The 19,206-nt window shown below is 69.6% G+C and carries 19 protein-coding genes and 1 tRNA gene; 4 read left to right on the top strand and 16 right to left on the bottom strand.

Annotated elements, in window-relative coordinates:
* From ABT160_RS39195 to ABT160_RS39225, 7 genes are all read right to left on the bottom strand, one after another.
* Positions 1-1,265: Rho termination factor N-terminal domain-containing protein (locus ABT160_RS39195; protein WP_351653315.1), on the bottom strand; the 1,265-nt coding region annotated here is incomplete at its 3' end.
* A 381-nt stretch (positions 1,266-1,646) separates the two neighbouring features.
* On the bottom strand, positions 1,647-2,564 hold the full coding sequence (gene thrB / locus ABT160_RS39200) for a homoserine kinase (protein ID WP_351653317.1): 918 nt from the start codon (positions 2,562-2,564) through the stop codon (positions 1,647-1,649).
* Positions 2,565-2,892: 328 nt separating this feature from the next.
* Positions 2,893-3,963, bottom strand: coding sequence for a threonine synthase (thrC, locus tag ABT160_RS39205; RefSeq protein ID WP_351653319.1), 1,071 nt, complete (start codon positions 3,961-3,963; stop codon positions 2,893-2,895).
* Positions 3,964-3,969: 6 nt separating this feature from the next.
* The gene (locus ABT160_RS39210; protein ID WP_351653321.1) at positions 3,970-5,262 is read right to left on the bottom strand and encodes a homoserine dehydrogenase; all 1,293 of its coding nucleotides are present in this window, start codon (positions 5,260-5,262) and stop codon (positions 3,970-3,972) included.
* A 95-nt stretch (positions 5,263-5,357) separates the two neighbouring features.
* Entirely contained in the window at positions 5,358-6,749 is a 1,392-nt protein-coding gene (gene lysA, locus ABT160_RS39215; protein ID WP_351653323.1) for a diaminopimelate decarboxylase, read from the bottom strand.
* Positions 6,750-6,762: 13 nt separating this feature from the next.
* On the bottom strand, positions 6,763-7,647 hold the full coding sequence (nrtL, locus tag ABT160_RS39220) for an ArgS-related anticodon-binding protein NrtL (protein WP_351653325.1): 885 nt from the start codon (positions 7,645-7,647) through the stop codon (positions 6,763-6,765).
* 55 nt (positions 7,648-7,702) lie between these two features.
* Entirely contained in the window at positions 7,703-8,137 is a 435-nt protein-coding gene (locus ABT160_RS39225; protein WP_502984380.1) for a response regulator, read from the bottom strand.
* Between the two features lie 157 nt (positions 8,138-8,294).
* On the opposite strand from ABT160_RS39225, the gene ABT160_RS39230 reads away from it, so the two are divergent.
* A tRNA-Arg gene (locus ABT160_RS39230) sits at positions 8,295-8,366 on the top strand.
* 220 nt (positions 8,367-8,586) lie between these two features.
* The gene (locus tag ABT160_RS39235; RefSeq protein ID WP_351653329.1) at positions 8,587-9,285 is read left to right on the top strand and encodes a DUF4145 domain-containing protein; all 699 of its coding nucleotides are present in this window, start codon (positions 8,587-8,589) and stop codon (positions 9,283-9,285) included.
* A gap of 47 nt (positions 9,286-9,332) precedes the next feature.
* Here ABT160_RS39235 and ABT160_RS39240 read toward each other — a convergent pair whose 3' ends face one another.
* From ABT160_RS39240 to ABT160_RS39260, 5 genes are all read right to left on the bottom strand, one after another.
* Entirely contained in the window at positions 9,333-10,808 is a 1,476-nt protein-coding gene (locus ABT160_RS39240; protein WP_351653331.1) for a tyrosine-type recombinase/integrase, read from the bottom strand.
* The gene (locus ABT160_RS39245; RefSeq protein ID WP_351653332.1) at positions 10,805-10,999 is read right to left on the bottom strand and encodes a helix-turn-helix transcriptional regulator; all 195 of its coding nucleotides are present in this window, start codon (positions 10,997-10,999) and stop codon (positions 10,805-10,807) included. The genes ABT160_RS39240 and ABT160_RS39245 overlap by 4 nt, the downstream gene beginning before the upstream one ends.
* 196 nt (positions 11,000-11,195) lie before the next feature.
* Positions 11,196-12,344, bottom strand: a complete 1,149-nt coding sequence (locus tag ABT160_RS39250) for a DUF3631 domain-containing protein (RefSeq protein ID WP_351653334.1) — start codon at positions 12,342-12,344, stop codon at positions 11,196-11,198.
* Positions 12,341-12,766 carry a hypothetical protein gene (locus tag ABT160_RS39255; RefSeq protein ID WP_351653336.1) on the bottom strand — a complete coding sequence of 142 codons (426 nt, stop codon included), beginning with the start codon at positions 12,764-12,766 and terminating at the stop codon, positions 12,341-12,343. Before ABT160_RS39255 ends, ABT160_RS39250 begins: the two co-directional genes overlap by 4 nt.
* Positions 12,763-13,668: a bifunctional DNA primase/polymerase gene (locus ABT160_RS39260; RefSeq protein WP_351653337.1), complete on the bottom strand. Its 906-nt coding sequence runs from the start codon at positions 13,666-13,668 to the stop codon at positions 12,763-12,765. The genes ABT160_RS39255 and ABT160_RS39260 overlap by 4 nt, the downstream gene beginning before the upstream one ends.
* A 142-nt stretch (positions 13,669-13,810) precedes the next feature.
* On the opposite strand from ABT160_RS39260, the gene ABT160_RS39265 reads away from it, so the two are divergent.
* Both ABT160_RS39265 and ABT160_RS39270 read left to right on the top strand, forming a co-directional pair.
* On the top strand, positions 13,811-14,824 hold the full coding sequence (locus tag ABT160_RS39265; RefSeq protein ID WP_351653339.1) for an SRA domain-containing endonuclease: 1,014 nt from the start codon (positions 13,811-13,813) through the stop codon (positions 14,822-14,824).
* 245 nt (positions 14,825-15,069) lie between these two features.
* Positions 15,070-15,714, top strand: coding sequence for a hypothetical protein (locus ABT160_RS39270; RefSeq protein WP_351653341.1), 645 nt, complete (start codon positions 15,070-15,072; stop codon positions 15,712-15,714).
* Positions 15,715-15,726: 12 nt separating this feature from the next.
* On the opposite strand, the gene ABT160_RS39275 is transcribed toward ABT160_RS39270, so the two are convergent.
* The 4 genes from ABT160_RS39275 to ABT160_RS39290 form a co-directional block, all read right to left on the bottom strand.
* Positions 15,727-15,915, bottom strand: coding sequence for a hypothetical protein (locus ABT160_RS39275; RefSeq protein WP_351653343.1), 189 nt, complete (start codon positions 15,913-15,915; stop codon positions 15,727-15,729).
* Positions 15,906-16,349 carry an NUDIX domain-containing protein gene (locus tag ABT160_RS39280; RefSeq protein WP_351653344.1) on the bottom strand — a complete coding sequence of 148 codons (444 nt, stop codon included), beginning with the start codon at positions 16,347-16,349 and terminating at the stop codon, positions 15,906-15,908. Before ABT160_RS39280 ends, ABT160_RS39275 begins: the two co-directional genes overlap by 10 nt.
* 411 nt (positions 16,350-16,760) lie before the next feature.
* Positions 16,761-18,866: a cell division protein FtsK gene (locus tag ABT160_RS39285; RefSeq protein ID WP_351653346.1), complete on the bottom strand. Its 2,106-nt coding sequence runs from the start codon at positions 18,864-18,866 to the stop codon at positions 16,761-16,763.
* Positions 18,867-18,956: 90 nt separating this feature from the next.
* Positions 18,957-19,148: a DUF6257 family protein gene (locus tag ABT160_RS39290; RefSeq protein ID WP_351653348.1), complete on the bottom strand. Its 192-nt coding sequence runs from the start codon at positions 19,146-19,148 to the stop codon at positions 18,957-18,959.
* Positions 19,149-19,206 lie beyond the last annotated feature (58 nt).

The following is a 19,206-nucleotide window of genomic DNA, read 5'->3' on the forward strand; positions in this document are numbered from 1 at the left end:
TGGCCCTTGCCGATCGGCGACACCAGGTCGATGATCCGCGTCGTCAGCACGCCCGGGTCCGTCTCCAGACGGAGGCGGTCCTGCGGGTACAGCGGGGTCAGCTTGTTGAACTCCGGTCGCCCACGGCCGGATTCGGCCCCCATGCCGTTCGCCGAGTCCAGGCGCACCAGCGCGTTGAACTTCTCGCGGCGCTCGCCCTCCTTGGGCTGGCGCACCGCACCGGTGACGTGGTCGCCCTTGCGCAGGCCGTTCTTGCGGACCTGGGCCAGCGAGACGTACACGTCGTTCGGGCCCGGCAGGTAGCCGGAGGTCCGGATGAACGCGTAGTTGTCGAGGATGTCCAGGATGCCCGCGACGGGGATCAGCACGTCGTCGTCGGCCACCTGCGGCTCGTTGGCGCCGAACTCCTCGCGGCCGCGACGGCCCCGGCGGTCGCGGTAGCGCCCGCGGCGTCCGCGACGGCCGCCCGCCTCGTCGTCGAAGTCGTCCTGCGGCTGGTTGTTGCCGCCGCCGCCCTGGCGCTGCTGGCCGCCGCCCTGCTGCTGGCGTCCGCCGCCCTGCTGGTCGTCGCCCTTGTTGCCACGGCGGTCGCGCTGGCGCTCGCGGCGGTCGCCGCGCTCCCCACGCTCGCCTCGCTCGCCGCGCTCGCCTCGCTCGCCGCGGTCACGGCCGCGACGGCCCTCGGCGTTGTCGGCGGCGGCCTCGGCCTTGGCCTCCGGCTGCGCGTCCGCCTTGGCCTCGGCCTTCACCTCGGTCTTGACGTCCGTACGGGACTCCGCCTTGGCCTCGGCCTTGGCGTCGCCCTCCGGGCTGCCGGCCGGGGAGGTGGCGCGGCGGCGACGGCGCTCGCCCGCGGGCTGGTCGTCGCTGGCCGGCTGGCCGGGGATCTCGATCTGCTGCTGCGCGGTGGCCTTCTCGGCCTTCTCCGCGGCGGCCGCGACGGTCTCCTCGCTGGTGGCGCGGGCCTTGGAGGTGGCACGGCGCTTCGGCTTGGACTCGGCGGCCTCGGCGCTCTTCGCCGGGGCACCGCCCGCGGCCTGCGCCTCCTTGATGACCTCGATCAGCTGGCTCTTGCGCATCCGCGCGGTGCCCCTGATGCCGAGGCCGGACGCGACCTGCTGCAGCTCGGCCAGGACCATGCCCTCAAGGCCGGTGCCGGAGCGGCGGCGCCGTGAGGTGGTGCCCGAGGCAGCACCTGCGGCGGGCGCGGCGGCGTCGACACTCTTGTCGGCAGTCACGCCCATCAGATCGGTGGTGTCGCTCACGAAGGGTCCTTCCCTGGAGCGGACGTCGGCCTTCTGGCTCGGCGACCGGTTGTGCTGTCCGACTACGGCCCTGGCTTGCGGACCGTGTCGGGGCGGTGGTCCCGCCGGGGACCGGCGGAAGGGAGAAACGTGCTGTGGTCCGGCCCGAGGCCCCCTGCTCGGCCCTCACCGGGGAAGAGCGAGGGGTGTCGTGCCGGTTCCGGAGCGTGCTCGAAACTGCTCAGGCAGGCTGCTCAGGCAGTTGGGGAGGCTCCCGGAAGAATGGTGGTCCCGGAGGGGGACACGCAGCACCGCGCCACAAAGACGTCGGGTGCAGACTTGAGATTAACACTACCGGCTCCAACAAACATTCCCCCTCTCCCACACCGGCAATCCGTGTCCCTAGGGCGCGAGCGGCAGCACGCTCGCACCCGCGACGTCGAGGGGGAGCCGGTTGGCCGCCCACCCCTCGCCCGCCAGCCGTGCGACCTTGTCGGCCGCACCGTCCTCGGCCAGCGCCAGGACCGTGGGGCCCGCGCCGGAGATGACCGCGGGGACGCCGTCCGCCCGCAGCCGGTTGACCAGCGCGACGCTCTCCGGCATCGCGGGGGCCCGGTAGTCCTGGTGGAGGCGGTCCTCGGTGGCGGGCAGCAGCAGCTCGGGGCGCCGGGTCAGGGCCTCGACGAGGAGCGCGGCACGTCCCGCGTTGGCGGCGGCGTCCACGTGCGGGACGGTGCGCGGCAGCAGGCCGCGGGCCGTCTCGGTGAGCACCGGCTTGCCGGGCACGAAAACCACCGGAACGATGGAATCCGAGGGGTCCATCCTGATCGCCCGGGCGGCCCCGCCCTCGGTCCAGGCGAGCGTGAAGCCGCCGAGCAGACAGGCGGCGACGTTGTCGGGGTGGCCCTCGATCTCGGTGGCGAGTTCCAGCAGGGCCGTGTCGTCGAGGCGGGCGTCGCCGCCTATGGTCACCGCGCGGGCGGCGACGATGCCGGCGCAGATCGCGGCGGAGGAGGAGCCCAGGCCCCGGCCGTGCGGGATCCGGTTGGCACAGACGACCTCGAGGCCGCGCGGCTGACCGCCGAGCAGGTCGAAGGCCGTGCGCAGGGAGCGTACGAGCAGGTGGCTCTCGTCGCGCGGGAGCGTCTCGGCACCCTCGCCGGCGATGTCGACGTGCAGCCCGGAGTCGGCGACCCGGACGACCACGTCGTCGTACAGCCCCAGCGAGAGGCCCAGGGCGTCGAAGCCCGGGCCGAGGTTGGCGCTGGTGGCGGGGACGCGCACCCGGACGGCGGCGGCGCGGAACGCGGGACCGGCCATCGCTCGATGACTCTCCTTGGTTCTGACTGCGGGGTTCTTACTGCGAGGTTCTTACTGCGGGGGTTCTTGAACTCGGGGGTCCAAGAGGAGGTGCTCGTACCCGTGGGGCCGCCAGTGGCCGGATCGCCGGGAGCGACGACGACGGAGACAACGGCAACAACACCGCGGCATATGCGGCGGGGCGGGTTGGGTACAGCCTATCGAAGGAAGGTTCCGTGGCGACATAGGGCGCACAGGAGGCGCACGATGCGTGTCGCGAGCGCTCCTGTGCCCCTCTGTACGTTCCTGAGCGGCTTGTCGCCTTTTCCGGGCGGGCCCGGGGGCCGGATCAGGCCAGTCCGAGCCGCTCCGCGGCCGTCGCGGCGTCGACCGGGACCGTGACCGGCTGCGGCGCTCCGGCCACCGCCCAGTCCGGGTCCTTGAGGCCGTTTCCGGTGACCGTGCAGACGATCCGCTGGCCCTTGTCGACCTTGCCCTCCTCGACGGCCTTGAGCAGGCCGGCCACGGACGCGGCGGACGCGGGCTCGACGAACACGCCCTCCCGGGAGGCCAGCAGCTTGTAGGCGCGCAGGATCTGTCGGTCCGTCACCTCGTCGATGAAGCCGCCCGACTCGTCGCGCGCGGCCAGCGCGTGGTTCCAGGAGGCCGGGTTGCCGATGCGGATCGCGGTGGCGATGGTCGAGGGGTCCTTGACCACCTCGCCGCGCACGATCGGCGCGGAGCCGGAGGCCTGGAAGCCCCACATGCGCGGGGTGCGGGCGGCGGGGCCGTCGGCGGCGTACTCCTTGTACCCCTTCCAGTACGCGGTGATGTTGCCCGCGTTGCCCACCGGCAGGACGTGGATGTCCGGGGCGTCGCCCAGCGCGTCGACGATCTCGAACGAGGCGGTCTTCTGGCCCTCGATGCGGAACGGGTTGACCGAGTTGACCAGCGCCACCGGGTAGTTCTCCGACAGCGACCGCGCCAGGTTCAGGCAGTCGTCGAAGTTGCCGTCCACCTGGAGGATCTTCGAGCCGTACACCAGCGCCTGGCCCATCTTGCCCAGCGCGATCTTGCCCTGCGGCACCAGCACGGCGCAGACCATCCCGGCGCGCACCGCGTAGGCCGCGGCCGAGGCCGAGGTGTTGCCGGTGGACGCACAGATGACGGCCTGTGCGCCCTCCTCCTTGGCCTTGGTGATCGCCATGGTCATGCCGCGGTCCTTGAAGGACCCGGTCGGGTTGGCACCCTCGACCTTGAGGTGGACCTCACAGCCCGTGAGCTCGGAGAGGACCTGCGCCGGTACGAGGGGCGTACCGCCCTCGCGCAGCGTGACGACCGGCGTCGTGTCCGTGACCGGGAGCCGGTCCCGGTACTCCTCGATGAGGCCGCGCCACTGGTGGGTGCCCTTGCTCGTCATGGGTCCTTACTCCCCTTCAACACGCATGATGCTGGCGACACCGCGCACGGTGTCGAGCTTGCGCAGCGCCTCGACGGTCCCGGAGAGGGCGGCGTCGGGCGCGCGGTGGGTGACGACGACGAGGGACGCCTCGCCGTCCTTGCCCGTCTGACGGACCGTGTCGATCGACACGCCGTGCTCGGCGAAGACCGTCGCGACCTGGGCGAGGACGCCCGGCTTGTCGGCCACGTCGAGGCTGATGTGGTACCGCGTCACCACGTCGCCCATGGGGCTCACGGGCAGCTGGGTGTACGCGGACTCGCCGGGGCCCGTCGCCTCGTTGAGACGGTTGCGGCAGACGGCGACCAGGTCGCCCAGGACGGCGGACGCGGTCGGCGAGCCGCCCGCGCCGGGTCCGTAGAACATCAGCCGCCCGGCCGCCTCCGCCTCGACGAAGACGGCGTTGTACGCCTCGCGGACCGAGGCGAGCGGGTGGCTGAGCGGGATCATCGCGGGGTGTACGCGCGCGGTGACGGACCCGCCGTCGGCGGCGCGCTCGCAGATGGCCAGCAGCTTGATGGTGCAGCCCATGCGCTTGGCGGAGGCGAAGTCCGCGGCGGTGACCTCGGTCATGCCCTCGCGGTAGACGTCGTCCAGGCGCACCCGGGTGTGGAAGGCGATGCCGGCCAGGATGGCGGCCTTGGCCGCGGCGTCGAAGCCCTCGACGTCGGCGGTCGGGTCGGCCTCGGCGTACCCGAGCGCGGTGGCCTCGTCGAGCGCCTCGGAGTAGCCGGCGCCGGAGGTGTCCATCGCGTCGAGGATGAAGTTCGTGGTGCCGTTGACGATGCCGAGGACCCGGTTGACCTTGTCGCCGGCCAGGGACTCGCGCAGCGGCCTGATCAGCGGGATCGCACCGGCGACGGCGGCCTCGTAGTAGAGGTCGCGGCCGTGCTGCTGGGCGGCGGCGTGCAGCGAGGCGCCGTCCTGGGCCAGCAGCGCCTTGTTCGCCGAGACCACGGAGGCGCCGTGCTCGAAGGCGGTGGTGATCAGCGAGCGGGCGGGCTCGACGCCGCCGATGACCTCGACGACCACGTCGATGTCACCCCGTTTGACCAGGGCGGTCGCATCGGTGGTGATCAGTTCGGCCGGGATCCCGGCGCGCACCTTGTCGGGGCGGCGGACCGCGACGCCGGCGAGCTCGACCGGCGCTCCGATGCGCGCCGTGAGGTCGTCGGCGTGCGTCGTCATGATGCGCGCCACCTCTGAGCCGACCACTCCACAGCCCAGCAGCGCCACCTTCAGCGGACGCGTACGCATCATCCGACCTCACTTCTTGTACTTCTACGGTAGGAACCAGTCTCACTCACCGGACGGGGGTTTCTGCCCCTCGTCCGGATCCTGAGACATCTATTTCATCACCCGACGTCGAGACGCAGGAGATCTTCCTCCGTCTCACGCCGGACGATCACCCGCGCCTCCCCCTCGCGCACGGCGACGACGGGCGGCCGGGTGACGTGGTTGTAGTTGCTCGCCATCGAGCGGCAGTAGGCCCCGGTCGCCGGTACGGCGATCAGGTCGCCCGGCGCCAGGTCGGCGGGCAGGAACGCGTCGCGCACCACGATGTCACCGCTCTCGCAGTGCTTGCCGACCACCCGGGACAGCATCGGCTCGGCGTCGCTGCGGCGCGACACCAGGGCGACGCTGTACTCGGCGTCGTACAGCGCGGTGCGGATGTTGTCCGACATGCCGCCGTCGACGCTGACGTACGTGCGCAGGCCGTCGAGCGGCTTGACCGTGCCGACCTCGTACAGCGTGAACGCCGTGGGCCCGACGATCGCGCGCCCCGGCTCGACCGAGATCCGCGGCACGGCGAGACCCGCCGCCTCGCACTCGCGGGTGACGATGTCGCGCAGCGCCTTGGCGATCTCGTGCGGCTCGCGGGGGTCGTCGGAGGAGGTGTACGCGATGCCCAGGCCGCCGCCCAGGTCGATCTCCGGCAGCTCCACCCCGTGCTCGTCGCGGACGTCGGCGAGCAGGCCCACCACGCGGCGGGCGGACACCTCGAAGCCGGCCATGTCGAAGATCTGCGACCCGATGTGCGAGTGGATGCCGATGAGCTCCAGGCCGTCCAGCTTGAGCGCCCTGCGCACGGCCTCCGCGGCCTGTCCCCCGGCGAGCGCGATGCCGAACTTCTGGTCCTCGTGCGCGGTGGCGATGAACTCGTGGGTGTGCGCCTCGACGCCGACGGTGACGCGGATCTGGACGCGCTGGCGCTTGCCGAGCGAGTCGGCGACGTGGGCGACGCGCACGATCTCGGCGAAGGAGTCGAGCACGATGCGCCCGACCCCGGCCTCCACGGCCCGCCGGATCTCGTCGTCGGACTTGTTGTTGCCGTGGAAGGCGATGCGCTCGGCGGGCATCCCGGCCGACAGCGCGGTGCTGAGCTCCCCGCCGGAACACACGTCCAGGTTGAGCCCCTCCTCCCCCAGCCACCGCACGATGGCGCGGCTGAGGAAGGCCTTCCCGGCGTAGAAGACGTCGGCGTCGGCCCCGAACGCCTCGGCCCAGGCGCGGCAGCGGGCCCGGAAGTCGGCCTCGTCGACGAAGTAGGCGGGGGTGCCGAACTCCTCGGCGAGGCGGGTCACCGGGATCCCGCCCAGGGTGGCGACGCCGTCCGCGCCGCGCTCCACGGTGGCGGACCAGACCTTGGGGTCGAGGGCGTTGAGGTCGGCGGGCGGGGCGCTGTAGTGCCCCTCGGGCAGCACGTCGGCGTGGCGGGGCCCGGCGGGGTGGGCGGAACGACTCATGTCCGGTCTCTCTTCACAGGTGTTCGGGAGCGCTGATACCGAGCAGGGACAGGCCGCCGGCGAGCACCGTCCCGGCGGCTTCGGCGAGCGCGAGCCGGGCGCGGTGGGCGGCCGAGGGTTTCTCGTCACCGCGGGGCAGCACGTCGTACTGGAAGTCCAGGAGGGCGTCGGCCACGGCGTCGAGCTGCCGGGCGACCCGACCGGCCTCCTGGTACCGCACGGCGTCCCCGACGGCGCGCGGCCAGTCCCCGAGCGCGAGCACCAGCCGCTGGGCGTCCGCCCCCGGGACCTCCCCCGGCTCCCCCCGGAACCCGAGCCGCGCGGCCTCGCGCACGAGCGCGCGGCAGCGGGCGTGGGCGTAGCGCACCCGGAAGAGGGGATTGGCGTCGCGCTGCTCGTACACCTGCCGCGCCCCGGCGGGCCAGACGGCGGCCCAGCGGGAGGCGTCGCGGACGGAGGGGGAGGAGTGGGGGTCGACGTCGGTGGGCACGGGAAAGCCCCGGTCCCGGCCATGGCCTCGCAGGGCTCGCTCACCAGCCCGGCCCGCGACCACGCCACACCCCTCGAACGCACCGGTCCCCCCGAGCACGGCCCGCACGAGCTCACCCGTACCCTCCCCCTCCAGATGGAAGTTGAGGAACCCGGGCCCGGTGACCTCGACGAGCCGGATGCCGGGGAGCCCCCGGACCCGCGCGCCGAGCAGCTCGGCGACCTCGCGCGGCGCCATGCCGCTCCCCCGGGCGAGCTTGAGGGCGATCCCGCTGGCCCAGTCCCCACGGCCACCACCGCGCGGCCGCTCGACCTTGACGTCGTCGGGCACGGCCACGCGCAGGGCACCGTCCTCGACCGCGCGGCGCACGGCGCCCAGCACGGTGAGGGAGAGGTCTGCGGGGGTCACGGGACAAGCGTATGGGAGGAAGGGGGGCCCCACGCGAACCGGTTTCGCTATGCGGTCAGCCCCGCGTCCACTGCGCCCACCCGGCCTGCTGCCGCCCGTCCACCGACGGCGGCCCCTGCCTGCGCGCCAACTCCCTTACGAGACGCACCAGCTCGGCGGGCTCGAAGGGCTTGGCGAGGAAGGCGTCGACCCCCGCGGCGAGCCCGGCGTCGACCTCGTACTGCGTACAGGCGCTGATGATGGCGACCGGCAGGCTCCGCGTCCGCGGATCGGAGCGCAGCCGCGCGGCGGTACGCAGCCCGTCGAGCCGGGGCATGACCACGTCGAGGGTGATGACGTCGGGCCGCACCTGGTGCACGACCTCCAGGCACTCGGCACCATCGGCCGCGGTCACCACCTCGAAGCCCTCCAGCTCGAGGTTGACCCTGATCAGCTGCCGAATGACCCGGTTGTCGTCGACAACGAGGACGCGGCCGGAGACGCCTGACACAACTAGAGAGTAGGTCGGCCGCAGGGGCTGCGTCCGGGTTTTCCCCACTTCCACCCCGTGCGGGCGACACGACCGGGACGCCCGCGGCGAAAACGCAGTTCACGGGCACCCTCCCGATGCTGGTAGGGTTCTACCCGTCGCCACAACCACGGCGTACGCCCCCGTAGCTCAGGGGATAGAGCAACGGCCTCCGGAGCCGTGTGCGCAGGTTCGAATCCTGCCGGGGGCACTCGCCAGTCAACCAGCGAAAATCATGGTCTGACCAGTGCGGATGCCGACTTGAGAGAGCGGGAGTCAGTCTCACTGACTCCCGCTCTTTGTCATTGCCTCTCAGTGTTCGCGACACACCTCCGACACAGTCCAGACCACGGCCCCTCCCCGCACTTCAAGATCATCCGAGCTCAGTAAAAACACGCCACCCGACCGGCTCGTAGCGCTACGGTCCTCCCGTGGATCGCTTCAGCAACCTGGACGGCAGCAACCCTCTGGTCAGAAAGATCGCCGGGGAGTGCCCGCACTGCGTACGTCACACGACTCTGCGCTGCACCTTGCATGAACGACTGGACGGAAGCGGCCTTAGCCGCGAGGACCTTCATGTCGTCAGGCATCTACTTACCCTGCGATGCGACTGGTGCAAGAAGGACAGCACGTACCTGCGCCTTCTCACCAAGGAGCAGCGAGAGTCGTCGAACGAGGTTTTCCGGACCATTGACCTCGTACAGGTGTGGCCCGCTATGACGCCTCGCGAACTAGATCCAGATGCTCCTGAAGGTGTTCGGGATGTCTTCTCAGAAGCTGCGCTGGCAGAAGCTGCAGGGGCGTACCGTCTGGCAGGGATTGGCTATAGGGCCACGGTAGAACAGATCGTCAAGGAACAAGGGGCAAGCGGCAACAGTCTGTTCGAGCGCATCACTGGCCTAACCTCGCTCGGCGTATCTCAGGAAATCGTGGATGCTTTCCATGAGGCTCGCATCGTCGGCAACGATGCAGCACATGATGCCCTCGCATACTCCCCCGAGGAACTCTCCGATGTTGCCGATCTAATCACCGAAGCCGTACTCGTGCTCTATGTCCAGCCAGCGCAGCGGGCCAGAATGGCCGCGCAACGCGCCGCCCGGCACGCTGCGGCAAAGCAAGGCACCATCTAGCTGGCTGGTTGAACGCTCAGTGTTGCGACTCGGCTCCGGCACGTTCCCTAAGCTGCGTCGGAGCCATCGCCGACCCATCCCATCGTTCGCTCAATCTTCTTGTTGTCCTCCGCCTCGCTGTTGTCGACGCACCCCGCGTAATGCCGGTCGATCACCTCCGGCGACGTGCCCGCGCGGCGGGCTACCTCGGCCACGGGGAGCCCGGACCGGAGCCAGTCCGTGATGCACGTCGCCCGGCCGTCGTACGGCTTGCTCGCGAGCGGCGACGCGGCCTTGTGGGGCGGGAAGGCGAACGGGCGAGCTTCCTGCCAGACGCGCCAGTAGCTGGACGTCCCCACGAGCCCACCTCGCTCGTTCTGGAACAGCCGCCCGTCGGACGCCGTCCCGAACTCCTTCACGTGCGCTCGGAGCATCGCCACCAGGACAGGCGGGATGGGCACCGGCCGGTCGGTTTCGGGGTCCCTCATCTTCAGCCCGCGCTTATCGTGGCGCTCGCCCGAATCAGTCCAGCTCTTCCCAGACACAGGGCGGGTTTCCCGAAGGGTGAGTACGCCCCACCCCTTTTCGGGAAGGTGGCAGTCCTGCATCCGCAGGCCGACAACTTCGGCCGGGCGCATTGCGGCGTAGAGGATGCACCCGAAGAAGGCGACCAGCCGCCTGCCCCTGTTCCGGTGTACCGACCCTACGTAAGAGACGGCGGTGAGAAAGTCGCGCCCCTGACGGGCGTTCATCAGAACACGCGGGTCAATTGCGCCTCGCCCCGCCGTGGCGTACCGCTCCAACTCTGCAATCGGGTTGGTGTCGAGATATTCGCGTTGGACCGCGTAGTTCATCGCTGCGTTGAAACCACGGCGGCGACGCTTGTATGTGTCCTTGGCCGCCAGCTTCCCATCGAGCTTGTAGGCGAGCCGGTAGTGAACATCCTCAGCCGTCTGAGCAGTTGTCAGCCTCGACAGCCGTAGGGAATGCTCCGCCAGCCACGCGCAGGCGCCCTCCAAGTCGGCCGGCGGCTTCTCCCCGGCGTGGGCCGGGACGACACCCCATCGCACTGCCAGCCGCACGGTCTGGGCGTCCGGCGCGTCGGGCCCCTCCCCCATCATGCCCAAGGCCGCAGACGCCAGGCTGTCAGCGAACCCCTCACGAGTCTTGGCCGCCGCCGTCCGCCAACGACGGTGCATGAACTCCCGCGAGAAGTCCCACCACGTGGGGTCCTTCTTGGCTTTGGCCTTTTCTGCTTCGGAAACTTCCGCGCTCCGAACCTCGGACTCAGGAAGTCCCGACTCAATCTCGAACGGCTCACCACGCCGGTTCATGGCGTTCCACAACTCGTTGCGGCGACTTTCGGCGAGCGGGTACGTGGCAAACGTGTCGCCCCACACTCGACCGGCCACTACCCAACGGACGCGCCACGGGCGGGACTTGCGCCCAGTCTTTGAGATCTTCCACAGCTTGACGTCGAAGGTGTAGCCCAGTCGGGCCGACCCGCGAGTGCGCCCGGCCGCGCTGTCGTTCTCTTTACTCACGCAGCGTCCTCCCGCTCCGCGAGCCAGCGTTCGTACTCGGACTTCCGAATACGGATGTCGCCGTTCGGGAGCTTGATGGAACGGGGCGCCTTTCCGAGTTGCCGCCAGCGGTAGAACGTTGCCGGAGCCACCCGGAGGTCGGCAAGCACTTCCTTGATCGTCAGCTTCTCGTCCCTCGCGCGGACGCTCATGCCGCTGTCCTCTTTTCCGTTGTGATCGTGGGCGAAGCGAGGGTCCCGGTCTCCGACCCCCTTCTCTCAGGTCCGCTACCTCCGCTACCTCCGCTACCGCGCAGGTCAGAGCCCCTGTCGGCGGTAGCGGAAGGGGTAGCGGTAGCGGATGGCCCGCAGGTATCCGCTACCGCATCCGCTACCGCGTTGTTGCTGGTCAGGTGAGGTTTTCGGTGCCCGGTAGCGGAGGTAGCGGACTTCCAGGGGGCGGGGGGCAGTAGCGAGACCACGCGTCAGTGAGGTCGGCCGTGTAATAGCCCTTGAGGACCCCGCCACCGGTCTTGATGTTCCGGGAGGTGACCGGGTCTCCATCGGCGGTGACGTACTCGGAGAGCATCCGGGAGAGCTTCCGAGAATCCAGCGGCTTGCCGCCCATGTCGGGCCAGGGGGCGTCGTCCATCGCGTTCAGTCGATCCAGGATGGCGACGGTGGGCAGGCGGTCAATGCCGCTCATGACCTGATCGCGCAGGTCTGTGAGCAGGCGGATTCCGATGCTGCCCTTGTCGTTGACGCGGGATGCACTGACCAGTGCCACGCACGCTTCCCGCGCCCGGCGGGGCCAGTCGCCGCCGACCGCGTCGGCGATAGTGATCAGGGGTTCCCACACGTCGCCGGGACGGTCCACGACGCCTTCGGGCATCTCCGGGAACACGTCGGTGACTTGCTTCTCCGCACCCGTCGCCCACTTGGCCAGCCGGTCGCGCAGTTCGTTGCCTTCCCGCACGTGGATACGGGTGCGGAACGGCTCTACGGTCTCGTTGGGGGCCCGTCGGCGCATGCGGATGATGACGGAGCGGGTCATGATCGTGTCGGGCAGGTGGCCGAGTCCGGCGACGGCGACGGCGCAGTACGACGGGAACGCCTGAACGGTCTGGTTCCCGCCGTCGCCGACGCATCGGTAGGTGTCCCGGCCGCGCCAGTGCCCGGCGTTGATGAACCCGCGAAGCTGCTCGTTGTCTCCGGCTTTGGGGCCGAACACGGTGTCGATTTCGTCGAAAAGGATCGTCGGACGCCCGCCGTCGATCCCGGACACGGAGCGGAACAAGGCAGCGGCGGACGCGTCCACGGCCGCCAGCGGCCGGGGCACCAGGGTCTCCACCACTTCCAGGGCGCGGGACTTGCCGGATCCGGGCTCCGGGGAGAGGAAGGCCAGACGCGGGGTGGAGTCGAAGCAGTCGAGCAGGTGGGCGTGCGCGTCCCACAGGGCGACGGCGACGTAGGCCGCTTCGGTGGGGAAGACGTTGAAGCGGCGGTGGAAGGCTTCCACCTCATCGAGCAGTGCGGCGCCGTCGGTGGTGTCGGTCATGCGGCGGCCCTTCCTTCCTCGTGCGGCACAGGGGTGCCGGTGCAAGCGGAGCGGTGCAGGTTCCACAGCTCGACAAGCCGGGCGACTTCCCGGGCGCCGGTCGCGGAGTCGACTACGCCGCACGGGCAGGCGCATGCGGCGGTGGGGGTGTTGCAGTAGCGCTTGGACCAGCGGGCACCGTCGTAGTGGTGGCGGTAGACCGGCGGTGCGTAGATGCGGATACCGGGCCGGTCCGGGGTCGGGTCGCCCGTGTCGTGGCCGGGCTGGTCGTGCCGGTTGCGGTTCGAGCGAAGGGCAGTGTCGACGCCTTCGGCGACGCCCTTCGGGGCGCCCACGGCCGGGCCGTTCACCGGCTGTGCGGCGGCCCTGGGGCAGTCCGGGGCGGTGATGCTCTTCAGAGGGAGATGGCAGCGGGCGCTCATGCCGCATCCCGGCGACGCGGGTTGTGGGCGATCGACCAGTCCAGAGCGCTGCGCAGAGTGGAGCGGCACTCGGACGCGGACAGACCGGCCGCCTCGCCCCCCTCCTGAAGAGCCTGTTCAACCACGTGCCGGGGGAGGTCGCCCCATGCGACGAACCGCCCCAGCGCGCGTGCGGCGCGGAACAACTTCGCTTCACGTTCGCCGGCTTGGGCTCCGGCAACGTTCCGCGCTTCACTGGCGAGCGCTACATCCGCGTATCGCCGAGATTGCCCCGTAATGGCCACCGAAGGCGCCGCAGCGGCCTTGCGGACCGGTCGCAGGACGCTGTGGAGCCAGGAGGGCAGACAGGCCGCCTCAGGGGCGCACAGCGATTCGTACGCTCCGGTGGGGGTGGCGCTGCCGGCGGCGACGACGTAGCCGCCCCACCCCCGTGTGTCGATCTTCGGTGCGAGCGCGCCCTTGGTGGAGTGCAGCCGCACGCCCGGGGGCTGGGTGAAGTACAGGTGTTGCCCACCGCGCGCGGTCCGCACCCGGTAGGTGTCCGGCGCTGCTTCCCGGGCGCGCTCGCAGAGCGCTGCAAAGGAAGTCACGCCGTCAGGCGTTCCTTTCAGGTCTTCGAGCTTGAGCATGTCCAGGTCGACGACCAGCAGCCCGGACGGGCCGGTGGCAACGCCGACGTTGTACGGGGCGCGGGACCAGGCGGCGCGGATGCGGCCGGGGTCGGTGGTGGCACGCTGCTCCCACTTCGCGTGCCCGCCGGAGCAGGCCCCGGTACGGGGGCAGGCGCGTTCGCCGTGGAGGGCGGGGCGCTTGCTGTGGGGACGGAGGGGGAAGACGTGCCAGCCGCGTTCGGCGGCTTGTAATGCCGCGCGGAGCAGCGAGGAGGAGCGGTTATCAGGCATGCTGAGAGACCTCCACTGTTCAGTCGAGCTGGTGGGTAGACGAGGGCGGCCCCGACCTTTGGCGAGACGGGGGCCGCCCTCGTTGGCTTGTGGATACGGATAGCCCGGCGGGGTGTCAGTGGGTGTGGTTAGGGTCGCGGGCATGACGACGACTCTTGATCTGGTGCCTGGACTGGTGACGACACGAGAGGCCATCGCGGCTGCCTACGGGTGTGGCACGTACCAGGGCATCGAGCCGGCGGATGACGCGGGCAAGGTGTTCGTGTACTCCGACCCGGCCGCGGGCGCGGAGTACGGGTACACCTTCGACGGGCGTGCGGAAGACGACGAGTACGGCCCCCTGTACACGTACACCGGTGCTGGGACTAAGGGAGACCAGCAGCCCACTGGCCGCAACACGGCCCTACTCACTCACGTTGCGAAGGGGCGCGAGTTGCACCTCTTCGTCGCGCAAGGCAAGAGGCCGAAGCGCGGTGGTAAGAAGCAGCGTTACATCGGACAGATGGTGTTGGACACCATCAAGCCCTATGACGTGCGTCGCGCTCCGGGAAAGGACGGGGTGATGCGTAACGTACTGGTCTTCCGGTTCCGCCCGGCAGAGGGCACGACACCGGCGTGGACAGAGACGGACCGAGTCCACGCCGCCACCAAGGACAGCGTGGAGATCATCGATCCCGCGGATGTGGTGGCCAAGCCCGCCGTGGTGCCGGCGAAGGACACTACGAAGATCAAGAAGAACCAGCAGCACAACACCGCAGAGACCATCGCAAACATCACGGCGAGGCAGCGCAAGGTGTTGTTTCGCGAGGCTGAGTTGGTCACGGCGTTCCTGACCCACTTGAAGGATCAGGGCCACCAGACCCACAGCTTTCAGTTCACTGTCGAGGGGGAGCCGGGCTCTTTGACCCCGGACGTGTACGACGCCACCGACCACGTTTTGTTCGAGGCGAAAGGGCAGACGACCAGGGCAAACGTGCGAATGGCCGTTGGGCAGCTTCTCGACTATCGCCGTCGTGTCCCGAAGAGGGAAATCCTGCGCATTGCCGTCTTGCTGCCGAGTGCCCCCACCCCGGACGTACAGGCACTCCTTGACGAGTTGGGTATCGGGCTGGTCTACCAGACCGATACCGGGTTCGCCGGCTGGCCCCTCTCATAACTCGAGAAGCACTTCCGTTTTGCTGGCCGGTGCGAGCAGCCTGTTGGGGCAGCCCGCTAGCGCTGCCCCCAGAGGTCGCTTTATGATCTTGGCTCCTTCCTTGGTCTGCACTCTCCGACAGCCCCCCTGCTTCTCGTTTGCGTAACTTCGGTGCCGAATCGACCTGTTGGGCGTAGGCTGATCAGTTCAACTAGGGCAAGCCTGGGTCCGGGATTCGCCCAACGGGCGCTGCATGGAGAGCAGAATTGGCGATCGACGAAATGATCAAGCAGCTTGATTCCCTAATCGACTTGGTAAGTAAATATATGGGCAGACGCTCACTTACTGGCAGTCACAACCAAGCCGAATCTGGCGTCATCGCCAATCGCATGGAAGCCGCGATTGAGCGGATGACGGTTTCTGGTTCAGTCTATCGGGATCAGCTTAAGCGTAATCGCAGCAGCGCCAACTACGAACGCATGGTCGCGCACCTGCAGGTAATTCTTGGGTTCAGGGCCGACTTGGAGGCGGGCTGGACGGAAACTGTAGTCGAGCTAGTCCACTCGGACACCTATAGCGACTACTTGGAGATGGCGGATGCCCTGCTCAAAAAGGGATACAAAGACGCTGCGGCTGTCATCACCGGCACTTCGCTGGAGGTGCACGTGCGTGCGTTGTGCCTGAAGAACGGCATAGCCACCGCCATCGCGGGAAGTCCGAAGAAGGCTGACACCATGAACGCAGACCTAAAAAAGGCCGGCGTTTATGACGGGCTCCGCCAAAAGCAAATCACCGCTTGGATGGACCTGCGAAATAAAGCTGCGCACGGAGAGTACGACTCGTACGACGCCAACGAAGCCAGACGCTTTATTGACGGCGTACGAGCTTTCCTCATGAAGTACCCGGCATAGCGCACGCCGATCTCACAAGTCAGCGAAAGCTTCAACCACGGAGCTAGCCATGTGGTTGATGGGTCCGGCGGCGCCGGTGGAGGCGAGGAAGAACCCGAACATGACGGCGATGAACGCGGCCCCCACGCTCAGGCTCTTGGAGCGGAGCAGGAAGAACAGGACCAGGCCGAACAGGGCGACGAGGGAGACGGTCACGGCCATGAGGGCTTCTCCAGCTGGGGGTCGAAGACGGCGCGGATGATGTCGGAGTGGTCGAAGGCGAGCGTGAGCTTGAGGTAGTCGCAGATGTCCCACCAGCGGGCGGTGCGGGCGTCGTCCCCGGCGGTCGCGGCGGTGCCGGCGGGGATGTGGGCGAGGTAGGCGACGGTGACGTACCGGCCGCGCGGGTCGCGCCCGGGGGTGTCCCAGACGCCGATCTGGCGCAGCGCGGCGGCGGGGACGTGGACGCCGGTCTCTTCGGCGAGTTCGCGCGCGGCGGCGGCGCGGCTGGTCTCGCCGGGGTCGACGTGTCCGCCCGGGAGGGCCCAGCAGCCTTCGTACGGGGGCCAGTCCCGTTCGATCAGGAGGATGTGTCCGTCCGCGCGCAGGGCGAGGACGTCGGCGGTGTAGCGGATGGTTTCGATGGTCTCGGTCATCGGATTCCCTCGGGTCGGCGGCGGGCGGGGTTGGGGCGGGTGCCGGCGTGGTGGACGCGGCGCCCGGTGTTGAACAGGCGCCGGCCCACGCGGAGTCGGTAGCGGTGGCCACGGCAGCGCCGGCAGCGCTTGAGGCCACGGCCCCGGTGGGTTCGCAGGCCGCTGCCGGAGCAGGTGCGGCAGACGGCGAACGGCGAGAGAGCGCACAACGCTGCGTAACCGGCAGCGGCGAGGAGGACGGCGAGGCTAGCGAGCGCCATGAGGGCGCACTTCCCTTCGCGGGCGGGGTTTTGGGGGTTTGCGCAGGTGGGCCGCTAGGAGCTAGATCGCTGATCAGCGGCCCTATGGGGCGCTAGTGGGGGTGCTAGACCTAGCGGGCGCGGGTGCTAGGCCTAGCAGCCCTGCTGAGGGTTAGGCGGCGGCCCGGTCGGCGTTACGGCGCGTGATGGCGGCGGTGATGTCGGCGCGCTTGATGCCGCGCCGGTTGGCGCCTTCGCCGTCGTCGGTGGTGCCCCAGACCTGGCCGGCCTTGATGCCCCACGGCTTGAGCGCAGCCGTGACGTTCTCGCCCTGCCAGCCGTCGTAGGTGGCCGGGGTGTGGGCGGCCAGGCGAGTGGCGATGCGCTCGCACCACACCGCCTTCTCGTCATCAGCGATGACGTCCAGGACGTCGGCGAGGATGTCGGAGCCGACGGTGGTGTGGGCGGGGCCGTGGCCGATGGCGTGGCCAGTGACGTTGCCGTACTCGTCACGCATCGTGCGGGCGCGGGTCACGACCTGTTCGGCGGCGACCGCGTCCACGAACGCCGACGCCACGATGCGCGGGTCGTCTCCCTCACCGGCCATCCAGCAAATCCCCCGGTCGGAGCGGGAGAACATGGTCGCCCGGTAGCCCGCCTTGTACATCGAGGTACCAAGGATCATGTCGTTGGCAGGCTGGCCCATGACCTTGAGGGCGAACCGCAGCACCGCGTTCGCGCTGATCCCGGTCGGCAGGGACTTGGCGTCGGGGCGCTGGGTGCCGAACATGCCGACCATGCCCAGAGCAGGGCCGCGCTTGGTGATGTCGGTACAGATCGCCTCGATCTCCTGGCCGTACTTCTCGTGCTCGAAGGCCACCTGGCACTCATCCAGCCCGACCAGGATCGGGTGCAGCCCCAGCTTCTTGTCCGAGGCGAGTTCGGGCGTCACCTTCGACTCCGGGCACCGCGAACGGGGCAGGGACTTGATGACCTTGGCCCGGCGGCGCAGTTCCTCCTTGAGCTCGCGCAGGGCCTGGACGACATACTCGATGTCCTCGTCTTCCTCACCGGCCCGGTAGCGGTGGCAGACGGGTTCGAGGGCGGAGAAGTCGCCGGTGCCCTTGAAGTCGAACGCGTGGATCTCCGCCCGGGGATCGAGCGCCCCGATCAGCAAGAGCAGCCGCATGAGGAAGGTCTTTCCCATGCGGGGGATGGAGCCGACGACGATCGCGGCGAACATGAGGGTCACCGAGACGTCCCGCATGCGCTGGTCGTTGCCGAACACCACGGGCTTGAACAGGTCCACCTGCCCGCTCTTCAGCAGCGGCCAGGCGGGCTTGGTCGTCTCGTTCATCGGCTTGTCCCCCACCCACAGCACCAGTCGCCCTTCGTGCTGCTCGGGATCCGGGGCGGGCCACACGCACCCGACCTTGCGCCGCAGACCCGACGCCAGGGGCTCACGCTCCTTCATCACGTCGTCCGGCGTCACGCCGTACGGCAAGTCCAGGTCGGCGCGGTAGCCGGGCCCGTCGCGCACGATTTCGGAGGTGAAGCGCATGCCGTTCATGTCGCCGCCCTTCTTGATGGCGGCGGTGATCTTCGCGTTGCCGATCGAGTCGAGTCCGCGCAGCACGATGGAGCCGGTGAGCTTTTGCACCTCCGTCTTCAGCACCGCCGGACCCACCACCGGGGCGTCGGGCTGCTGACCGGCCACGCCGAGCAGGAGCACGCCGCCGGCGGCGAAGGCGTACAGGAAGCCGGGCGCCATGACGTACAGGTACAGCGCGAACCCGATCCCGAAGACGGCCGCGACGAGGGTGACCAGGCCGCGCAGGCGGACGCGTCCGGCCCGCAGGCGGGCCAGGCGCATGTACTCCTCCACGTCCTCGTTGCGCACCGCGAACTCCCGCAGCGGCGCTGCCTCCCGGTCCCACACCCACCGGTGGGTGGAGGAGACGAACCGGCAGGCGCCCCGCGGCGACATCAACGACAGGCGGCCGGCGTAGACCGGGAGGCGCACGCCGTGGAACAGGGCTGCGTAGCCGACGTTCGCGCCCGTGTGGCGGGCGGTGGCCAGGAAGTCCCGGCGGTTGGTCAGCCACCCGGCCAGGACCGGGCGGCGCTTCTCTATCCGGACCTTCGGATCCGGCAACTTGGGGTTGTCCACCGCCGCCGGCACCGCGGGGATACCGGGATCCGGGTCGGGCCCGGGGTCGGGGGTGGGGGTGGGGTTGGGTACGGGCTTGAGGTGCGGGCCCTGGGACGGGTCAGTCATGCTGGGCTTCTCCCGCTGCTCGAAAGGGTGGTGGGGTAGGCCCGGGGGCGGCCCGATTCCTTGGCCGGGACGGCCGCCCCCGGGGCACAGCTACTTGCGCCCGCCGCCGCGCTCCTCGCGCTCACGGGCCTTGTCGATGACCCGGTCCACGCGGCGCTGCAAGTCCTCCTGGTAGACGCGGCCCGTGTGGCCGTCGGCGAGGCTGCGCTTGGCCATCCGGGCCACGTACAGCGCGACCCTGGTCTTCTCGCCCACGGTCAGGCGCGGTTCCGAACTGGACATGCGGGTCTCCGTTCCGGGCCGGACTGTCCGGCTCCCCGCCCGCCCCCGACCGCCGGGA

This window comes from Streptomyces sp. NPDC001941, assembly GCF_040296945.1.
Taxonomy (GTDB): domain Bacteria; phylum Actinomycetota; class Actinomycetes; order Streptomycetales; family Streptomycetaceae; genus Streptomyces.